The organism is Rhodopseudomonas sp. G2_2311 (genome assembly GCF_047501505.1).
Classification (GTDB): domain Bacteria; phylum Pseudomonadota; class Alphaproteobacteria; order Rhizobiales; family Xanthobacteraceae; genus Rhodopseudomonas; species Rhodopseudomonas palustris_H.
On record NZ_JAZDRK010000004.1, the window covers coordinates 80200 to 96626 of the forward strand.

12 protein-coding genes are annotated in these 16427 nt (G+C 64.9%); 1 reads left to right on the forward strand and 11 read right to left on the reverse strand.

All coding sequences use genetic code 11. The annotated features are described in order from the left end of the window. Nucleotides 1-47 precede the first annotated feature (47 nt). On the reverse strand, nt 48-2708 hold the full coding sequence (locus VRZ08_RS08155; protein ID WP_414532234.1) for a DUF1522 domain-containing protein: 2661 nt from the start codon (nt 2706-2708) through the stop codon (nt 48-50). Between the two features lie 521 nt (nt 2709-3229). On the opposite strand from VRZ08_RS08155, the gene VRZ08_RS08160 reads away from it, so the two are divergent. Continuing rightward, nucleotides 3230-5377, forward strand: coding sequence for a tetratricopeptide repeat protein (locus VRZ08_RS08160; protein ID WP_414532235.1), 2148 nt, complete (start codon nt 3230-3232; stop codon nt 5375-5377). 12 nt (nt 5378-5389) lie between these two features. On the opposite strand, the gene VRZ08_RS08165 is transcribed toward VRZ08_RS08160, so the two are convergent. The 10 genes from VRZ08_RS08165 to VRZ08_RS08210 all read right to left on the reverse strand — a co-directional run bounded on the left by VRZ08_RS08165 (nt 5390) and on the right by VRZ08_RS08210 (nt 16370). Further along, complete coding sequence (locus VRZ08_RS08165) at nt 5390-7192, reverse strand: thiamine pyrophosphate-binding protein (protein ID WP_414532236.1); 1803 nt, start codon at nt 7190-7192, stop codon at nt 5390-5392. Between the two features lie 23 nt (nt 7193-7215). Continuing rightward, on the reverse strand, nt 7216-8022 hold the full coding sequence (locus VRZ08_RS08170) for an SDR family NAD(P)-dependent oxidoreductase (RefSeq protein WP_414532237.1): 807 nt from the start codon (nt 8020-8022) through the stop codon (nt 7216-7218). Next, entirely contained in the window at nt 8019-8969 is a 951-nt protein-coding gene (locus VRZ08_RS08175; protein WP_414532238.1) for a nucleotidyltransferase family protein, read from the reverse strand. Before VRZ08_RS08175 ends, VRZ08_RS08170 begins: the two co-directional genes overlap by 4 nt. Beyond that, entirely contained in the window at nt 8966-10450 is a 1485-nt protein-coding gene (locus VRZ08_RS08180; RefSeq protein WP_414532239.1) for a PfkB family carbohydrate kinase, read from the reverse strand. The genes VRZ08_RS08175 and VRZ08_RS08180 overlap by 4 nt, the downstream gene beginning before the upstream one ends. Before the next feature lie 5 nt (nt 10451-10455). Continuing rightward, nucleotides 10456-11511 carry a zinc-binding dehydrogenase gene (locus tag VRZ08_RS08185; protein WP_414532240.1) on the reverse strand — a complete coding sequence of 352 codons (1056 nt, stop codon included), beginning with the start codon at nt 11509-11511 and terminating at the stop codon, nt 10456-10458. A gap of 180 nt (nt 11512-11691) precedes the next feature. Then, nucleotides 11692-12744, reverse strand: a complete 1053-nt coding sequence (locus VRZ08_RS08190) for an alpha-ketoacid dehydrogenase subunit beta (RefSeq protein WP_414532241.1) — start codon at nt 12742-12744, stop codon at nt 11692-11694. An 11-nt stretch (nt 12745-12755) separates the two neighbouring features. Beyond that, a complete protein-coding gene (locus VRZ08_RS08195; RefSeq protein ID WP_414532242.1) occupies nt 12756-13733 on the reverse strand; it encodes a thiamine pyrophosphate-dependent dehydrogenase E1 component subunit alpha in 978 nt (325 codons plus the stop codon). Continuing rightward, complete coding sequence (locus VRZ08_RS08200; RefSeq protein WP_414532243.1) at nt 13730-14389, reverse strand: class I SAM-dependent methyltransferase; 660 nt, start codon at nt 14387-14389, stop codon at nt 13730-13732. The genes VRZ08_RS08195 and VRZ08_RS08200 overlap by 4 nt, the downstream gene beginning before the upstream one ends. A gap of 8 nt (nt 14390-14397) precedes the next feature. Beyond that, nucleotides 14398-15435, reverse strand: a complete 1038-nt coding sequence (locus tag VRZ08_RS08205) for a GDP-mannose 4,6-dehydratase (protein ID WP_107356619.1) — start codon at nt 15433-15435, stop codon at nt 14398-14400. After that, nucleotides 15432-16370: an NAD-dependent epimerase/dehydratase family protein gene (locus VRZ08_RS08210; RefSeq protein WP_107356620.1), complete on the reverse strand. Its 939-nt coding sequence runs from the start codon at nt 16368-16370 to the stop codon at nt 15432-15434. The genes VRZ08_RS08205 and VRZ08_RS08210 overlap by 4 nt, the downstream gene beginning before the upstream one ends. Nucleotides 16371-16427: the final 57 nt, after the last annotated feature.

The window sequence follows — 16427 nt, forward strand, 5'->3', positions numbered from 1 at the left end:
TGGCCGCCCCGCGATCGCCGCCCCGGCGCGAGGCCGGGCCGTTGCGATTACCGCAGCAATTGCAGGACGCTCTGCTGCGACTGGTTGGCCAGCGACAACGCCGACACCGCGATCGATTGCCGTGTCGAGAGCGCCTGACTGTTGGCCGCTTCTTCGTTGGTATCGGCGAGCGTCAGGTTCGCCGAGCCGGTCTGCAGCACGTTGATCAGGCTCTTGGCGAAGTTCTGACGGATCTGCACGATCGACAGGTTTGAACCGTAAGACGACGCCTGCGAGCGCAGCGTGGTCGACGCGGTGTTGAGCGCGGCGAGCGTCTTGTTGGTCGCGGCGTTGTCGATGAAGTCGGTGCCGGCCACCAGCGTCGGCAGGCCGAGGGCCGCGGGCGTCAGCGCGGTGCCGACGATGGTCAGCGTCGAATTGCCGGTTTCGTTGAACACCAGCTTCAGCGTGTCACCGTTCAACAGGTTCACGCCGTTGAACGACGCGTCCTGCGACGTGGTGGTGATCTGCGCGATGACGTTGTTGTACTGCTCGACCAGCTTGGCGCGCGCCGCCTGCGAATTGAGATCGGCGACCGGCGGGTTCGGCGTGGTGAAGGTCAGCGTCGAGGTGATCGAGCCGCCGAGCACGCCACCGTCCGCGACCGAGCCGAGTGTCGACGACGCGTAGTCGTTGCTCGCCGAGATCATCAGCACGCCGTTGGCGTCGACCTGCGCGGTAAGGTTGTTCGGCGCAAGCGCGGCGTTGAGCTGCGCCAGCGTCTTCACCGTGCCACCGGTGCCGTCGCCGAACGTGACGCTGACCGGCGTGCCGCCCTTGAAGGCGGTGAAGGTCATGGTCTTGCCGGAAACGCCGCCGGCGCCGGAGGCGCGCGACGCCTGGAACACCGTCGAGGTGCCGGTGTTGCCGGCGAGGCCGAGCGCCAGCATGGCGTTGCCGGTACCGCTGATGGTGAGGTCGGAGGCGCTACCGGTCGAGATCTTCAGCGAGCCGCTCGACAGCGACGAATTGGCGGAGCCGAGCTGGGTCGTCAGCGTCGCGCCGGTCTGCGACAGCGTCGCGGTCTGCACGCCGGTGGCAAGGTCGATCGCCTTCAGCACGTCGGCCACGGTGCCGCCCTGCAGATAGACGGTCGAATTGCCGAGACCGTCGGTCTCGACGTGACCAGTCACGCCGGTGTGGGTCGCCGAAGCAAGCGGGACAGGCGCGTTCTTGAAGGTGATGGTCTTGCCATTGACGGTGAGGATCGAGCCGTCGTCGATCAGCGTGCCGATCGTGGTGGGGCCCGTGATGCGCGGCACGTCGAGCGTGGTCGGACCGGAACCGGTCGAGGTGGTGAGATTCAGCGACTTCAGGAAGTCTGCCGGACCGGTGACGTGGAGGTCGGCACCGGTCGAAGAATTCAGCGTCACCACACCGGTGCCGCTGATCGAGGACGGAGTTCCGTTGGCCGTGAAGGTCGCAACGCCGCTAGAGATGTTGGCCGACTTGACGCCGCTGGCGAGATCGATCGCCGTCAGCACGTCGCCGACCGTGGCGTTGGTGAAGGTGTTGCTGGTGCCGAGATAAATCGTCGAGTTGCCCTGCGAGTCGGCGACGATGTTGCCGAGCACGCCCGAGCCGACCAACAGACCGGCCGGCAACGGCGGATCGGACGCCTTGAAGGTGATGGTCTTGCCGTTCACCGTCAGCGTCGTGCCGTCGGCGATCGCAGCGCCCAGGCCGCCGACGGTGTTGAACAACTTGGTGCTGGCGGTGATCGGCGCCGAGGTGCCGGTGCCGAGCGACGTCGACACCGGTCCGCTGAAGCCGAGCTTGGCTAGCACGGTGCCGCCCGAGGTGTCGGAGACCGACAGCGCGCGGTTGGTGCCGGTGTGCAGCTCGAGGTGGCCGCTGGCGTTGACCACCGACGGATTGCTGGTGTTGCCGTTGATGGTGTCGACTGTGGCGAGCAGCGCGTTGATCGGCTGATTGACGCCGATCGTATAGTTGCCGTTGCTGTCGACCGTGGGAGTGCCGGTGGCGGTGAAGGTGATGGTCTTGCCGTCGACGACCAGCACATCGCCGGCCTGCGGGCCGGTCGGGGTCGTGGTCAAACCGTTGGTCAGCGACGAGATCAGATCGGTGCCGGTCGCAGTCGCCGTCGCGGTGCCGGTGTAGAGCACACCGCCCGTCGAGGTCGCATCAGTCGGGACGTTCTTGGTGACCGCGGTGCCGACCAGCGCGCCGATGCCGCCGCCCAGCGTGTCGGTCAGCGACACGCCGCTGGTGCCGCCGGCAGTGCCGTCATAGATCACGTTGCTGGTCGCGATCGCGCTGGCGAAGGTCTGGGTGCCGCGCAGATCGTTCGGAGTGGCGCCCGCGATGGTCGCCGCAACGTTGGATTTAGTGGAGTAGCCGACGTTCGACTGCAGCGCCTGGTTGGCGATCGACTTGGCAGTGTCGATCAGCTTGTTCAGCGAGGTGATGCCGGTGTTGGCCGCCTGCAGGATCTGGACGCCGTTGCCGATGCCGTCGAGCAGGTTGTTGATGTCGCTGGCGCGGCTATCGAGCCCTGCTGCGGTGAAGAAGTTGGTCGGATTGTCGAGCGCGGTGTTGACCTTCTTGCCGGAAGCAAGACGGTTCTGCGTCGTCGCCAACAGATCGGCAGTCGACTGCAGCGATAGCAGATTCTGGCGAACCGCTGCCGAGAGAACCACATCAGCCATGGTGCAAACCTTCCTGATCCGCGCTGGACGTCGACCTTCAGTCGCACGTCGCTGCTCGCGTCGAACGGTCGTTGCCGCTGCGACACTTGCCGGTTGTGTTTAGACGCCTGTTCTGGAGAGGGACCTCGGCTGCACGACACACGTGCGCACCGGATCAACGCGGCCGATTCTCGACCTACCTTCTTCCTGAGCACCCGGGACTATGGCGGGGGCCATTTAAAATATGGTTAACAGCGTCTTAAGGGGAAAAAGGTCAATTAAATCAACAGACCTGATGTTTGCCCGCGATTGCCGCTGCCCGGTTTGCAACCAGTTTATTAACTGATTCGCTCATTGGGCACCGGCGGCCCGCCCCAAACCGGCCGATCGCCTTGGCGAGACGGCGATTATTGGGCCGGGGCAGTATGGTTTATGAATTATTTACAGCCGCTGGCGCAGGATCCAGCAGCCCTACGGGTCTCTCTGAGGTGCGTCACAGGGCCTGAGGAGCTACCATCACTCCGTCGGATTCGGATCCTGAGATGCAGCCCGGACGCAGCAAGGCCATCCCCTCCCGCAACGCCCCTGACAAGGCCTACGAGCCAGCGGTGCTGCTGATGCGTGCGCGCGTGCTCCATCAGCAGGGCCAGCTCGACGAGGCCCGCTCCGCCTATAAGAAGGTACTCAAGAAGGCGCCGGACAATTTCATGGCGCTGCACTTCTACGCACTCGCCGAATATCAGAGCGGCAACGCCGAGCTCGGCATCAAGACGCTGAAGCGTGCGCTCCTGGCCGATCCGAAATCGGCGCAGGCGCAGTCCGACATGGGCAGCATGCTGATTTCCGTCGGCCGCTTCGCGGACTCGCTGGCGTCGTGCGACAAAGCGATCGCGATCGATCCGACACTGATGCTGGCTTACGCCAATCGCGGCCTCGCCCTCTCCGGTCTGGCCCGCTACGAAGACGCCATCGCCAGTTTCGACAAGGCGATCGAACTGATGCCGGATCGGGCCGATACCTGGAACGATCGCGGCAATGCGCTGCACAAGCTCGGACGCTATACCGACGCGCTGGAGAGCTACGACAAAGCGATCGAGATCGACCCGCTCAACGACGTCGCCTTCATGAACCGCGCCGGCACCTACAAGGATCTGAAGCAGTTAGACCAAGCCCTGGCGAGTTACGACCGCGCGCTGTCGATCGGCAAGCGGCCGGTCCAAGCAGGCCTCGCCCGTGCCGAAACTCTGCTGTTCATGCGCAACGTCAAGGACGCGATGGCGACCTGCACGGCGGTGCTGAAGGTCGAGCCGAATTCCGCGATCGCGCTCACGCTGCTCGGCAACTGCATGGCGTCGCTCGGCGATGCCGAGACCGCAATCGCCTTGCACAGCCGCGCCCTGGAGCTGATGCCGAACTACGAAGCGGCAATCTCCAGCAAGATCTTCTCGATGGACTTCTGCGCCGGCTCCGACGTCGAGGCGCAGCAGGCCGTTCGCAGCAGCTGGTGGACGCAGATCGGCGCGCCGATCTATCGCGCCTTCGCCACTCCGCCCACCAACGACCGCGATCCCGACCGGCGCCTGGTGGTCGGCTACGTCTCGGCCGACTTCCGTGCGCATTCGGCGGCGTTCTCGTTTCGGCCGGTGATCGAGCATCACGACCATAGCCAGTTCGAAGTGGTGCTGTATTCGGGCGTGGTGGTACCGGACGATTCCACCCGAGCCTTCGAAGCGATCGCCGACAAATGGCGGGACGCGACGCTGATGAGCGACCAAGGGCTCGCCGACCAGATCAAGCAGGACAAGGTCGATATTCTGGTTGACCTGTCCGGCCACTCCAACGGCAACCGGCTGCGCGTGTTCGCACGCAAGCCCGCTCCGGTTCAAGTCACCGCCTGGGGCCACGCCACCGGCACAGGTCTTCCAGTGATGGACTATCTGCTCGGAGACCCGGTGGCGATCCCAGTCGAAGATCGTCACTTTTATGCCGAAGCGGTCTATGACCTGCCGTCGATCGTCATCATCGAGCCGCTGCCGGCGCAGTGGCGGTCGCAAGACTTGCCGTTCGACCGCAATGGCTATCTGACCTACGGCTCGCTGAACCGCATTTCAAAAATCTCGGACGCGGCGATCGAGGTGTGGTCGCAGATTCTCGCGGCGTCGCCGACGTCGCGGCTGATCCTGAAAGACCATCAGATCGACGACCCTGCGGTGCGGCAGACGCTGCTGGAGAAGTTCGCTACACGCGGCATCGCCGCCGGCCGCCTCACCCTGTTGGGCTCGAGCTCGCGTCAGGACCATCTGGAAACGCTGAAGCAGATCGATCTGTGCCTCGATCCATTCCCGCAGGCGGGCGGCGTCTCGACCTGGGAAGCACTGCATATGGGCGTTCCGGTTGTCAGCCGTCTCGGCCACACCGTGCCCAGCCGGGTCGGCTGCGCAGTGCTCGCCGCCGCTGGGCTGCCGGATTTCATTGCGCCCAACAACGCGCGCTACATCGAAATCGCCAGCAAGCCGGACCTTGAGCGGCTGCGTTCGATCCGTCGCGGCTTGCGCGATTTCATCCTGCAGCGCTGTGGCCCGGCCGCCTACACCCGCGCGGTCGAAGACGCCTACCGGACGATGTGGAAGCGTTGGTGCGCCGCGCCGTTCGACGAGGCCAAGGACCGCGCGCTGCGCCGCGGGCGCTGAGCCCCATTCCCGCTAGACGCCCGCGCCGCCGCTGTGCTTCGGCGCGGAGCCGGGGACGAACGGCGCGATCAGCATCTCGCGCTTGATCAGTTCATCGTCCATCGACGGCAACTGGCTCTCCAGCGGCGCGCCGAACTTCAGCACCGGATACAGCTTCTGCGCCGGGTTGATCTCGACGTTGCAGAACACCGGTCCCTTGCGGGCATAGACCTCGCGGAGTTGCTCGGCGATATCGGCGCTGCGGCTGATCGTGACCACCGGCAGGTCCATCGCCTCGGCAACTTTGCGGAAGTCCACGAACGACAATCCGCTCGGCGCATCGACGCCGACATAATGGCCATCGAGCCAGGTCTCCAGCGTCTGCTTCTGGATGCCGTGGCCGTGGTTATTGAACAGCATCAGCCGCACCGGCAGCTCGTGACGCTTGAGCAGCGCCAGTTCGCCCAGCGACAACATCAGGCCGCCGTCGCCGATGATGCAGGTGACGCCGCCCTTGGCCTGCACCGCGGCGCCGATCGACGCCGCCAGCGCGTAGCCCATCGCGGTGTTGTTCCAGTCCGAGATCAACCGCTGGCCGCGCTTGATACGAAAGCCATTGCATGTCCAGGTCAGGTTGCCGCCGGTATCGACATAGATCAGCTCATCGGCCGGCGCTGCATCGCTGAGCTTATCGACGAAATCATAAGCGTCGACGAAGCCGGCATTGTCGGGAGCGGGGCCCGGTCGATCATCCGGCAAGGCGATGCGCCAATGCGCGATCGTGTTCAGCCAAGACTCGCGCGGCGGCGCCGCCTCGACTGCGGCGAGCAGCTTCGGCACGAACTCGTCCAGTCGGGCCACGATACGAGTGGCGATACGGATGCCGCGATCATCGAACTTGTCCATCTCGCCGCGACTGGCATCGACCATCACGATCGCCGCCTCGCGCGCGAACGACGGCAGGATGCCGCCGGTGACGTTCTGCGACAGACGGCTGCCGAGGCACAGGATCAGATCGGCGTTCTGCACCGTGAAGTTGCCGAGCCGCGGCCCATAGACGCCGAACGGCCCAACCCGCAGCGGATGATCAGCCGCGATCAGATCGGTGGCGGCCCAGGTGGTCAGCACCGGCATGCCGAGGCGGTCGATGAGCTGATCCAGCATCGACCCGATCCGTGGTGTTGCAAGCCCACCACCGAGAATCAGCACGGGACGTTTCGCGCGCGCGATCAGCGGCAGCAGCGCCGCAATCTCCGCGTCGAGATCGCTCGTTGCGGCCGCAGGCTCGGGCGTGAAACCCGGCAGGGCGTCGGGATCAATTTCGGCGCGCTGCAGATCGTCCGGCAGATCGATCAGCACCGAACCGGGCCGTCCCTCGAACGCGAGATGATACGCCTTCTCCAGATGATAGCGGATCGTGGTCGGATCGGAGATCTGCACCGCGTACTTGGTGACAGTGGCAAAGATCGAGGTGACGTCGGTCTCCTGAAAGCCGAGTTGACGGATCTGGCTCTTGCCCTTCAGCCGGTGAGTGGCAACCTGACCGGTGATCATCAGCGTCGGCACCGAATCGTAATAGGCGCAGCACACCCCGGTCAGTAGATTGGTGGCGCCGGGGCCCGAAGTGGTGATGGCGACGCCGAGCTTGCCGGTGGCGCGCGCATAGCCGTCCGCGGCGATCGCGGCCGCCTGTTCGTGCTGCGGGAAGATCGGCGTGACGTCCGGGTGACGCTGGGCGGAATCGAACATGTGCACCGCCGCACCGCCGGAAATCCCGAACACATGGGTGACGCCGCGCCGCGCCAGAAAATCGATGACGTAGTCGGAGAGCTTCACGCGTGTCCTCCTTGCGCGGCCGATCAGTTACCGTGCCGGCGCAGCTTGTAGATGTTCGGATCAGCGGCGAGCCGTTCCATCAGCGCCGCACCGCCACCCCGCCAGGCATCGTGCACCACCGAGAAATTGCGCCCGCCGGTCGCTGTACGGCCGGCTTCGAACGCCCATTCGATGCAGCCGAAGATGTCTTCGTAGGACGTCCCCTGCGCGCCGCTGTCGAGAAATTCCAGCGTGCGGCGCAGATTGACGCCGGCGTCGTCGCCAGCTTCGACGGTCTGACGATGGATCTTGGTGTTGACCCAGCCGGTGCCGACCGCGATCGCGTGCATGTCCGCATACTCGTCGTCGAGCAGCTCGCACAGCTTCACCAGCATCACCTTGCCGAGGCAATAGGCCGAGTAGTTGCGGAACGGGCCATTGATGCCGCCGCCGACCAGGAACGCGACCTTGGCGGTCGAGGCTTGCGCACGCAGCGGATACAGCGCGTGTAGCAGCCGCATCTGTGCCACGGAATTCAGCGACAGCGATGCCGCCCACGCCTCGAAATCACGCCCGAAGAAATCGCCGATCGGCGACAATTGCCCCGCGGCGCTGATCAGCCTCCCCCACGGCCTGCCGAGCTCCGCGATCTCCGCCGCCGCGCTGCGCACGCTGCTGGCATCCGTCAGATCGCAATGCACCAGATGGATGCCGGCGTCAGCCTGCAGCTCGCTCAAATTCTCGCTCGACCGATAGGTGCCGATGACACCGTAGCCTTGCGCCCGATAGAGCTGCGCCAGCTTGCTGCCGATGTCGCTGGAGATCGCCGCGATGATGACGCTGCCGCTCATCGCTGGCCCCCATAGGTCTTTGCCGCAGCCTGGGCGAAGGCTTGGGCGAGAGCGCCGTTATTGTCGGTCATCAGGCCATACCAGGGATCGTCGGGCGTCATTGCGAGCGAAGCGAAGCAATCTAGGGGCTTCACTGCGCGGCGATGGATTGCTTCGTCGCGGAGCCTGTACTCGGACGGAGCAAAGCGCTGATCCGGGTGCTCCTCGCAATGACGGGGAAAGGCTGCGGACAACAACGACAGCGGAAAATCGAGCTGCGCCAGCGCCAAGCTCGCCGGATTTCCGATATCACGGTGATAGCTGCCGTTGTGGAACGCGAAGATGCGTCCCATGAACACCGGCAGCACTTCGGTCGAGAAATCGACCACCGGCTTGCCCAGCGAGGCGATGAAGTCGATCACCTCGGGCTCGACGATATACACCGCCGCATTGGCGAGATTGCCGTTGGGATGCTGCGGCTTCTCATCCATCTCCAGCACGCGGCCTGCCGAGTCGAGCGTGAGGATGCCGCAGTTTTGAGGCTGGTCGGTGACGAAGCTCATCATCGTCATCGCCGTATCGGACGGCCGCCCCGCATGGGCGTCCAGGAACGCACGCGGAGCGAACAGGCTGAGATTATCGGCATGGGCGAACAGCGTCGGGCCGTCCGTGAAGCGCTCACGCTGCCGCAGCAGCGTGCCGGCGGTGCCGAGCAGCGTGGCTTCGGGCGCAAGGATCACCCGCTCCGCCCACGGACTGCGGCGGATGTACTCGCTCACGAGATCGGCGTGGTGATGCAGATTGACGACGATCTCCGAACACCCGGCTTCGCTCAGCATCTGCAGCCACAGCCCGAGCAGCGGGCGGCCGGCGATCGGCATCAGGCACTTCGGCAGCACGTCGGTGAGCGGCGCCAGCCGCGTTCCGAGGCCGGCCGCGACCAGCAGCGCCTTGGCGCCGCCGCTCACGTGTCGAGCTCCCGGATAATATCGCGGGCGGTGACCGGGATGTTGCCGATCCGGCCGACCTGGCAGGCGGCAGCGATCGAGGCCAAATACGCACTGCGCCAAATGTCGGTGCCGATCGCCAGCGCCAGCGCGGCGCAGACGAAAAACGAGTCACCGGCGCCCGCCGCGTCCTTCGGCGCGGTGTTGAACGCCGGCAGCCGATCGGTCACCACCGTGCCGGCGCTGCCGGTTTCGGCGTGCACCAACAGGCCCTCCGCTGCCAGCGTCAGGATCACGTTCTTGGCGCGCGCCTTCTCGCGCAAGGCTTCGACCAGCACGACGAGACCGGAATCGAAATCGCGCATTGCCAACCGCGCTTCGCGCTCGGTCGGCTTGATCAGCAGCATCTCGGTGAACCGCGAGATATCCCCGACCTGCGACGACGACTGGCTGTCGGCCACCATCGGCACGCCGCGGGCGCGGCACGCCTGCCCGATCGCCTCGACCAGCCGAGACGGCAGGCAGCCGTAGTTGAAATCGGAGAACACCACCAGATCAGTCGTCGGCAGCCGGTGCTCGATCGTCTCCAGCATCCGCGTCTGCAGATCGGCATCGACGTCGTGCTGCTTGAGATGACTGACGCGCAGCAGCGTCTTGTTGCCGGCGCGGAACCGCTGCTTGGTAGTGGTCGGACGGCTCTCATCGGTGAGGATGGTGGCGTCGACGTTGTACGAGGCCAGCCGCTCACGAGCGAAGTCCGCCATCGCGTCGCCGCCGCCGACGGTGAGCAGGCTGACCTGCGCGCCCATGCCGGCCGCATGACCGGCGACAATGCCTGCACCGCCGACAAACAGTTCGCGCAGCACCGGCGTCACCACGATGGTCGGATCTTCCTGCGACAGGCCAAGCGGATCGCAGGCGATGTATTCGTCGACAATCAGATCGCCGATCACCAGCACGCGCAGCTTCGGAAATCCGGCCAGCACGTTCTTCAGTTCGGCCATATCGAAGCGATGCCGACGCGGATAGTCGAGCGGCTTGACGATCGACGACGGATTGAATTCGCGGAACTCGCGCTTGATCAGATCGAGCGACGAGAACGCAACCTCGCCGGAGGAGAACACCAGGCGGCCGCCATAACCGTCGAGCACCGCCTTTTCGGGATTGTCGGCACCCTCGTGCTCCTTGCCTTTCACCACGACATTCGGCTTCAGCGCCGCGATGAAATCCTCCGCAGCATCGTGCAGCAGGAAGGCGTGGTCGACCACGCCGATGGCACGCACGCCTTCGAGCCGCAGCTCGGCCGGCAGCATCCAGTCGTAACCCGTTTCGGCGGTGACGCCGACCACCAGATAGTCGCCGCAATCGGCGGCAAATTTCAGAAGCCGCAGATGGCCGGGATGAACGATGTTGAAATTGCCGGCAACGAACACGATGCTGCGCCGACGACCCGCCTTCTTCCGGATCTCCGCAAGCTCGGTACTTGTTTCGGGATGCAGCATCGGCATCACCTCAGCGACGGATCGATTTCGATCAGCGGACGCACGCTGCGGCGATGCTCCAGATCGTCCAGCGCCTCGTTGATCTCGTCGAGCGCATAGCGGCGGGTGAACATCGCATCGAGCGGCAGCTTGCCGTCACGATACAGCCCCGCCAGTAGTTCGATGTCGCGTTCCGGCTTGCTGTCGCCACCCCAGGTGCCGAGGATCCGCTTGCCGCAGATCAGTTCAAACGGATCGAGCGCGATCTTCTCGCCGCTGCGCGGATGCGAGGCGAACACGCACAGCCCGCCGAACCGCCGCGTCGCGTCGAACGCCTGCTCGATCACGCGGGTGAGGCCGGCGGATTCAATCGCGTAGCCGACGCCGAGGCCGCCGGTCAGCTTGCGGATCTCCTCGACCGGATCTGAAATCGACGCGTCGATCACCGAGGTGGCGCCGAGTTCGGTCGCCATCTTAAGCTTTGCGGGCTCGACGTCGACCGCGATCACCTGCTTGCAGGCGAACAGCTTGCAGGCCATCAGTGCGGCGAGACCGATGCCACCGAGACCGAAGATCGCCAGCGTACTGCCGGCCTGCGGTTTGGCAATGTTGATAACGATGCCGGCGCCGACCGGCAGCGCACAGCCGAACAGCACCGCGACATCCATCGGCAGTCCGGCTGGCAACGTCGTGACGCGGTTTTCCGCGACGACGGCATATTCGTTGAATGTCGTCACTGCGCCGGCGTTGATGACGCGCTCCCCGCTGGCGTAGCGCACACCTTGCGTGTCCGCGCCCTGCCCCTTGATCCAGCCGAGAATGACACGGTCGCCGCGCTTGACCTTGGTGACGCCCGCGCCGGTCTCGACGACAACGCCCGAGCCTTCGTGGCCGAGCATATGCGGCAGATAGCGATCCGGCCCGCGTCCGCCGCGCGCTTCCATCACCTGGCTGTGGCAAACGCCGGAGTAAGCCAGCTTGACCAGCACCTGCCCCGTCGCGAGCGGCGGCGCCTCCACCGTCTCGATCCGCAGCGGCTGATTGACTTCATGCAGCACCGCGGCACGGAAGGTCATAGGCATGATGGCCTCCGCTGTGCAGACGGCCACACCATCCCCGTCATTGCGAGCGAAGCGAAGCAATCCATAGCGTGATGCCCGGCGCTGGATTGCTTCGTCGCGGAGCCTTTGCCCGGACGGCGCAAAGCGCCGATCCGGGTGCTCCTCGCAATGACGTTGAGAGTCGGTGCCATCATCGCGCCCTCAAAACGGTCCTGAGAACCAGGTGCCCGGCACGTCGTGCGGGAAGGTGCGCTGGGCGACCAGAGAGGCGGTTTCGACGTCGCGGCCGAGCATCCGGCCGACGGCATCGACGATGTGCTCGGCGCGGACGTGATAATTCTTGGTCAGCGCCGGGCTGGTCGCTTCCGGCACGTCGGGCGCGGCGAGGCGCTGCGGCGCGCTCTTGAGGCTGGCGAAGTGATCGGTGGCGATCCGCGCTACGATCTCGCCGGCGACGCCGCCGGTCAGATGCCCACTGTCGAGCGCAAGCAGCCGCCCGGTCTTCTGCACCGAGGTGATCACCGTCGGCCAGTCCAGCGGACGAATGCTGCGCAGGTCGATCAGATCGCAAGCGATGCCCTGCGCGGCGAGATGATCGACGGCGTGCAGCGCCTCCACCGTCATGTAGCTCATTGCCACGATGGTCACCGCATCGCCGCGGCGCACCAGGCGCGCCTTGCCCAAAGGCTCGCGGACATCACCCGCCGGAACCTCGCCCTTCATGTTGTGCAGCCAACGATGCTCCAGGAAGATCACCGGATCGTCGTCGAAGATCGCGCCGAGCAACAGCGTCTTGGCGTCTGCGGCGGTGGTCGGCATCACCACCTTCAGGCCGGGAATATGCGCGAACCAGGATTGCAGGCTCTGCGAATGGGTCGGCCCCTGGCCCCAGCCGCGGCCGATGATCATCCGGATGGTGATCGGCACGCCGCGCTTGCCGCCGAACATGAAGCGCCATTTCGCGGCATTGTTGACGAGCTGATCGAGCGACAGCAGCGCGAAGTCGAGCCGCTGATGCGTCAGCACCGGCCGCATGCCGTTCAGCGCGGCGCCGATCGCAAAACCGGTCATCGCCGCTTCCGACGTCGGCATATCGAACACGCGATCCGGGCCGAACTGCTTATGCAGATCGAGCGTGGTGCCGAATACGCCCTTGGGATCATCCGTGCCGAGACCGAAGCAGATCACGTCGTCATCGGCCGCAAGCGCTGTGGCGAGCCCATCCCTGATGGCGGCGGCGAAGGTTGTTGCCATTCCGCCCTCCCTTAGCTTGCTGCCGACGCATAGACGTCGGTGAACGCGTCTTCGGGCGGCGGGAACGGCGAGCTTTCTGCGAAGGCGAACGCCTCCGCGATCTCGGCATCGATTTCCGCCTGCATGTCGGCCACGTCGGCGTCGGTCACGATGGCTTCGGTGATCAGCGCGCGCTGCAGCGCCAGCACCGGATCGCGCAGCTTCCACGCCTCGTACTCAGCCACCGAGCGATAGCCGAGGTCGTTGTCGTACATCGGGCCGCAATGCTCGCGCCAGCGATAGGTCTCGAACTCGTAGAACCGCGGCCCCTCGCCGGCCCGGATCGCCGCCACGCCTTCGCTCAGCGCCGCGTACACCGCGCGCGCATCATTGCCATCGCCGTGATGCGTCTCGAGGCCGAAGCCGGCGACCAGCTCGTACAGCTTGCGGCCGGGCGGCTGCCGCACCGACAGCGGCGAATACACCGAGTAGCCATTGTTCTCGCACAGGAACAGCACGGGGAGCTGTTTCACCACCGCGAAGTTCACCGACTCGAAGAACACGCCGGTCTCCGGCACCGCGTCGCCAAGAAACACGCAGGAAATCTGGCCGGTGTTGTTCAGCTTCATCGGATAGGACAGCCCGACGCCGACCGGCACCGTGCCGCCGACGATCGCGGTCGAGCCCATGAAGCCGACGCTCTCGTCGACCAAATGCATCGAGCCGCCCTTGCCGCGGGCGCAGCCGGTGACCTTGCCGTAAATCTCGGCGATCATCGCCTTCAGGTTGCCGCCCTTGGCGAGATAGTGCGCGTGGGCACGATGGCCGCTGACCGCGAGATCGGTCGGCCTCAGCGCCGCGCCTGCCGCCGCGGCAACCGCTTCCTGCCCGACCGACAGATGCGTCGGGCAGCGCATCTTCTGCTCACCGTAGCGCGCCGCGATGGTCTCCTCCACGCTGCGGATCCGCAGCATGTCGAACAGCAGGCGGCGCGACGTCTCGGGATTCATGGGATGAACCAGTAGTAATCGCCGGTGTAGCCAATCTCGGCGAAGAATGCCTTCCACTCGTCGACGTGCATGATGGTCTGCGCGGTCAGATTCCACGCCATCATCCGGCGCTTCTCTTCGTCGTCTCGATAGGCATCGACGGTGATGAACGCCCCTTTGCGCGCCACCCGCTCGATCTCGCGCAGCGCTTCTGCGCAGTCGTCTCGGACGAGGTTGTGCACGGTGTTGATCGAGATCACCACGTCGAACGACTTGTCGGCGAACGGCAGCTTCGTCGCGCTGGCGACGCTGACATGCGGCTTCATATCGTCGATCGCGTGCTCGATCGCGTAATCCGAGACGTCGACGCCCTTCACGGTGATGCCGGGGATCAGCTCAGCCATATCGTGCAGCATGAAGCCCTTGGCGCAGCCGACATCGAGCACTGAAGACGACGCCGACAGGCCGAAGTGCTGCTGGAAGGTCGGGATCACCGGCTGCCAGAACCGCGGCATGTAGCTGAAGCCGCCGTAGCCGTGGCGGCGGTCGCCGTCGAAGAACTCCTTGCCGAAACGCCGCGCAATCGCGCGATCCTCTTCCGATTTGGTCTGGCCGCGCTCGTCGACATTGCGCTTGGTGCGCGGATAATTGACGAGCAGATCGATTTCCTGACCCATTGCGGTCCTCAAGGCTTGTGCGCGTAGTCGAACGGCTGGCTCTTCAGTTCCTCGAACCAGCGATTGATCCAGGCGATCGTCTGCTCGATGCCCTGCTCCAGCGTGATCTGGTCGCTCCAGCCGAGCTCGCTGCGCAATTTGCTGCTGTCGAGCTTGTAGGCGGCGTCCTTGCCCAGCCGCTCGCCGACGATTTCGACCTGATCCTCGAACCGCGCCCCCATCATCGCGCAGATCATTTCGACCAGCGCGCGGATGGTGACGATGCGGTCTGTGGAGATGTGATAGCTGTCGCCGAGCTTGCCGTTGCAGGCGATCCGGCGGGTCGCATCCGCCACATCGGCGGCATGGATGAACGAGCGCTCCGAAGTGCCGCCGCCGTGCAGCTGCAGCTTGCGGCCGAGCTTGATGAACAGAATGGTGCGCGGCACGATCCGGTACAGCCGCTGCCCCGGCCCATAGACATTGGCCGCGCGGGTGAACAGCACCGGAAAGCCGTAGGCGCGGAAATACGAGCGCAGGCTCATGTCGCCGGCCGCACGCGACACCGCATAGGGCGTCGACGGATCGAACACCGCGTCCTCCGTCAGCGTGCCGGTGGCGTTGCCGTACACTTCCGGCGTGGTGACGTGGACGTAGCGCTCGAGAAAGTCGCAAGTCCGCAAGCGCTCGTGCAGCCGCACCGTCGACACCACATTGGTCATGAACCAATGGTCCGGGTTGGCCCAGCTCTCGCCGACCATGCTTTGGGCTGCAAAATTGATGATGCAGGGAAACCGCTCGGCGGTCACCAGCTGCATGATCGCATCGAGATCGTGGTTGAGGTCGAGCTTGCGAAAGCGGAAGCGATCAGCCTTCTTCCAACGATACGGCAGAAAGGCAGGATGCGGCTCGTCGGAGCGGCTGATGCCGACGACGTCGGCGCCCTGGTCGAGCAAATAGCTGACCATCGAGGCGCCGGTGAACGAGTTCGAACCGATCACCAGGTATTTGTCGAAGCCCGCGCGGGCCATCGCACACGGCGCGGACGCGGGAACGATTCCGGTCACGCTTGCAGGCTCCGCTGCATCCAGCGCAGGTTGTAGTGACGATCCTCGTTCTTCAATTCGCCGCGCTGAAATTTGACAATGATCTCGCGGATTGCATCATTCACCGTCTTCTTCGGCCTGAATCCGGTCGCCAGCAGCTTGTCAGAGTTGATCCGATAGGACCGCGGATCGTTCGAGGCGGTGACGGTGATCTTGGTCGGCACCTGGGCGTCGACCATCTTGGCGATATCCAGGATCGAGATGTTCTCGAAGCCGGCATTGTAGATGCCGCGCAGTTCGGGCCGATCGAGCAGCATCAGATACAGATCGGTGATGTCGTCGATGTGGATGTTGGGGCGGACCTGATTGCCGCCGAACACGGTGATCTCGCCGTTGGTCAGCGCCTGCATGGTCAGCATGTTGACCGAGACGTCGAGCCGCATCCGCGGCGACGGCCCGCACACGGTTGCCGGGCGGACGATCTGCACCGCCATGTCGCCAGCGTAGCTCAGCATCACCCGCTCGGCCACCATCTTGGTTTTGTTGTATTCGGAGATCGGCTCCAGCGTCAGGTCCTCGGTGACCTGTTCCTCGTCCTTGATGCCGTAGACGCTGCCGGACGACGCATAGACGAAGCGCTGGATGCCGGCGCGCGCGGCACGGTCGGCGAGCTGCATGGTGGCAAGCGCGCTGATCTCCCAGGTCAGCTTCGGATCGAGATCGCCGCACGGATCGTTGGCGACCGAGGCGAGATGTACGATCGCGTCGATCCCGGTGAGGTCGATCGAGCTGGTATCGCGAACGTCCCCACGCACGACGGTCAGCGCCGGATGCGGCGGCAGATCGTTACCGAACCACATGATGTCGAACGCCACCACCTCGTCGCCGCGTGCCAGCAGTTTGGGCACCAGCGTGGTTCCGACGTAGCCGCAGGCGCCGGTCACCAGGATCTTCATCGCGTCATTCCTACTGATAAGCCCGTCCCACGGCGCGCCAGAGCACAGCGCCGACGA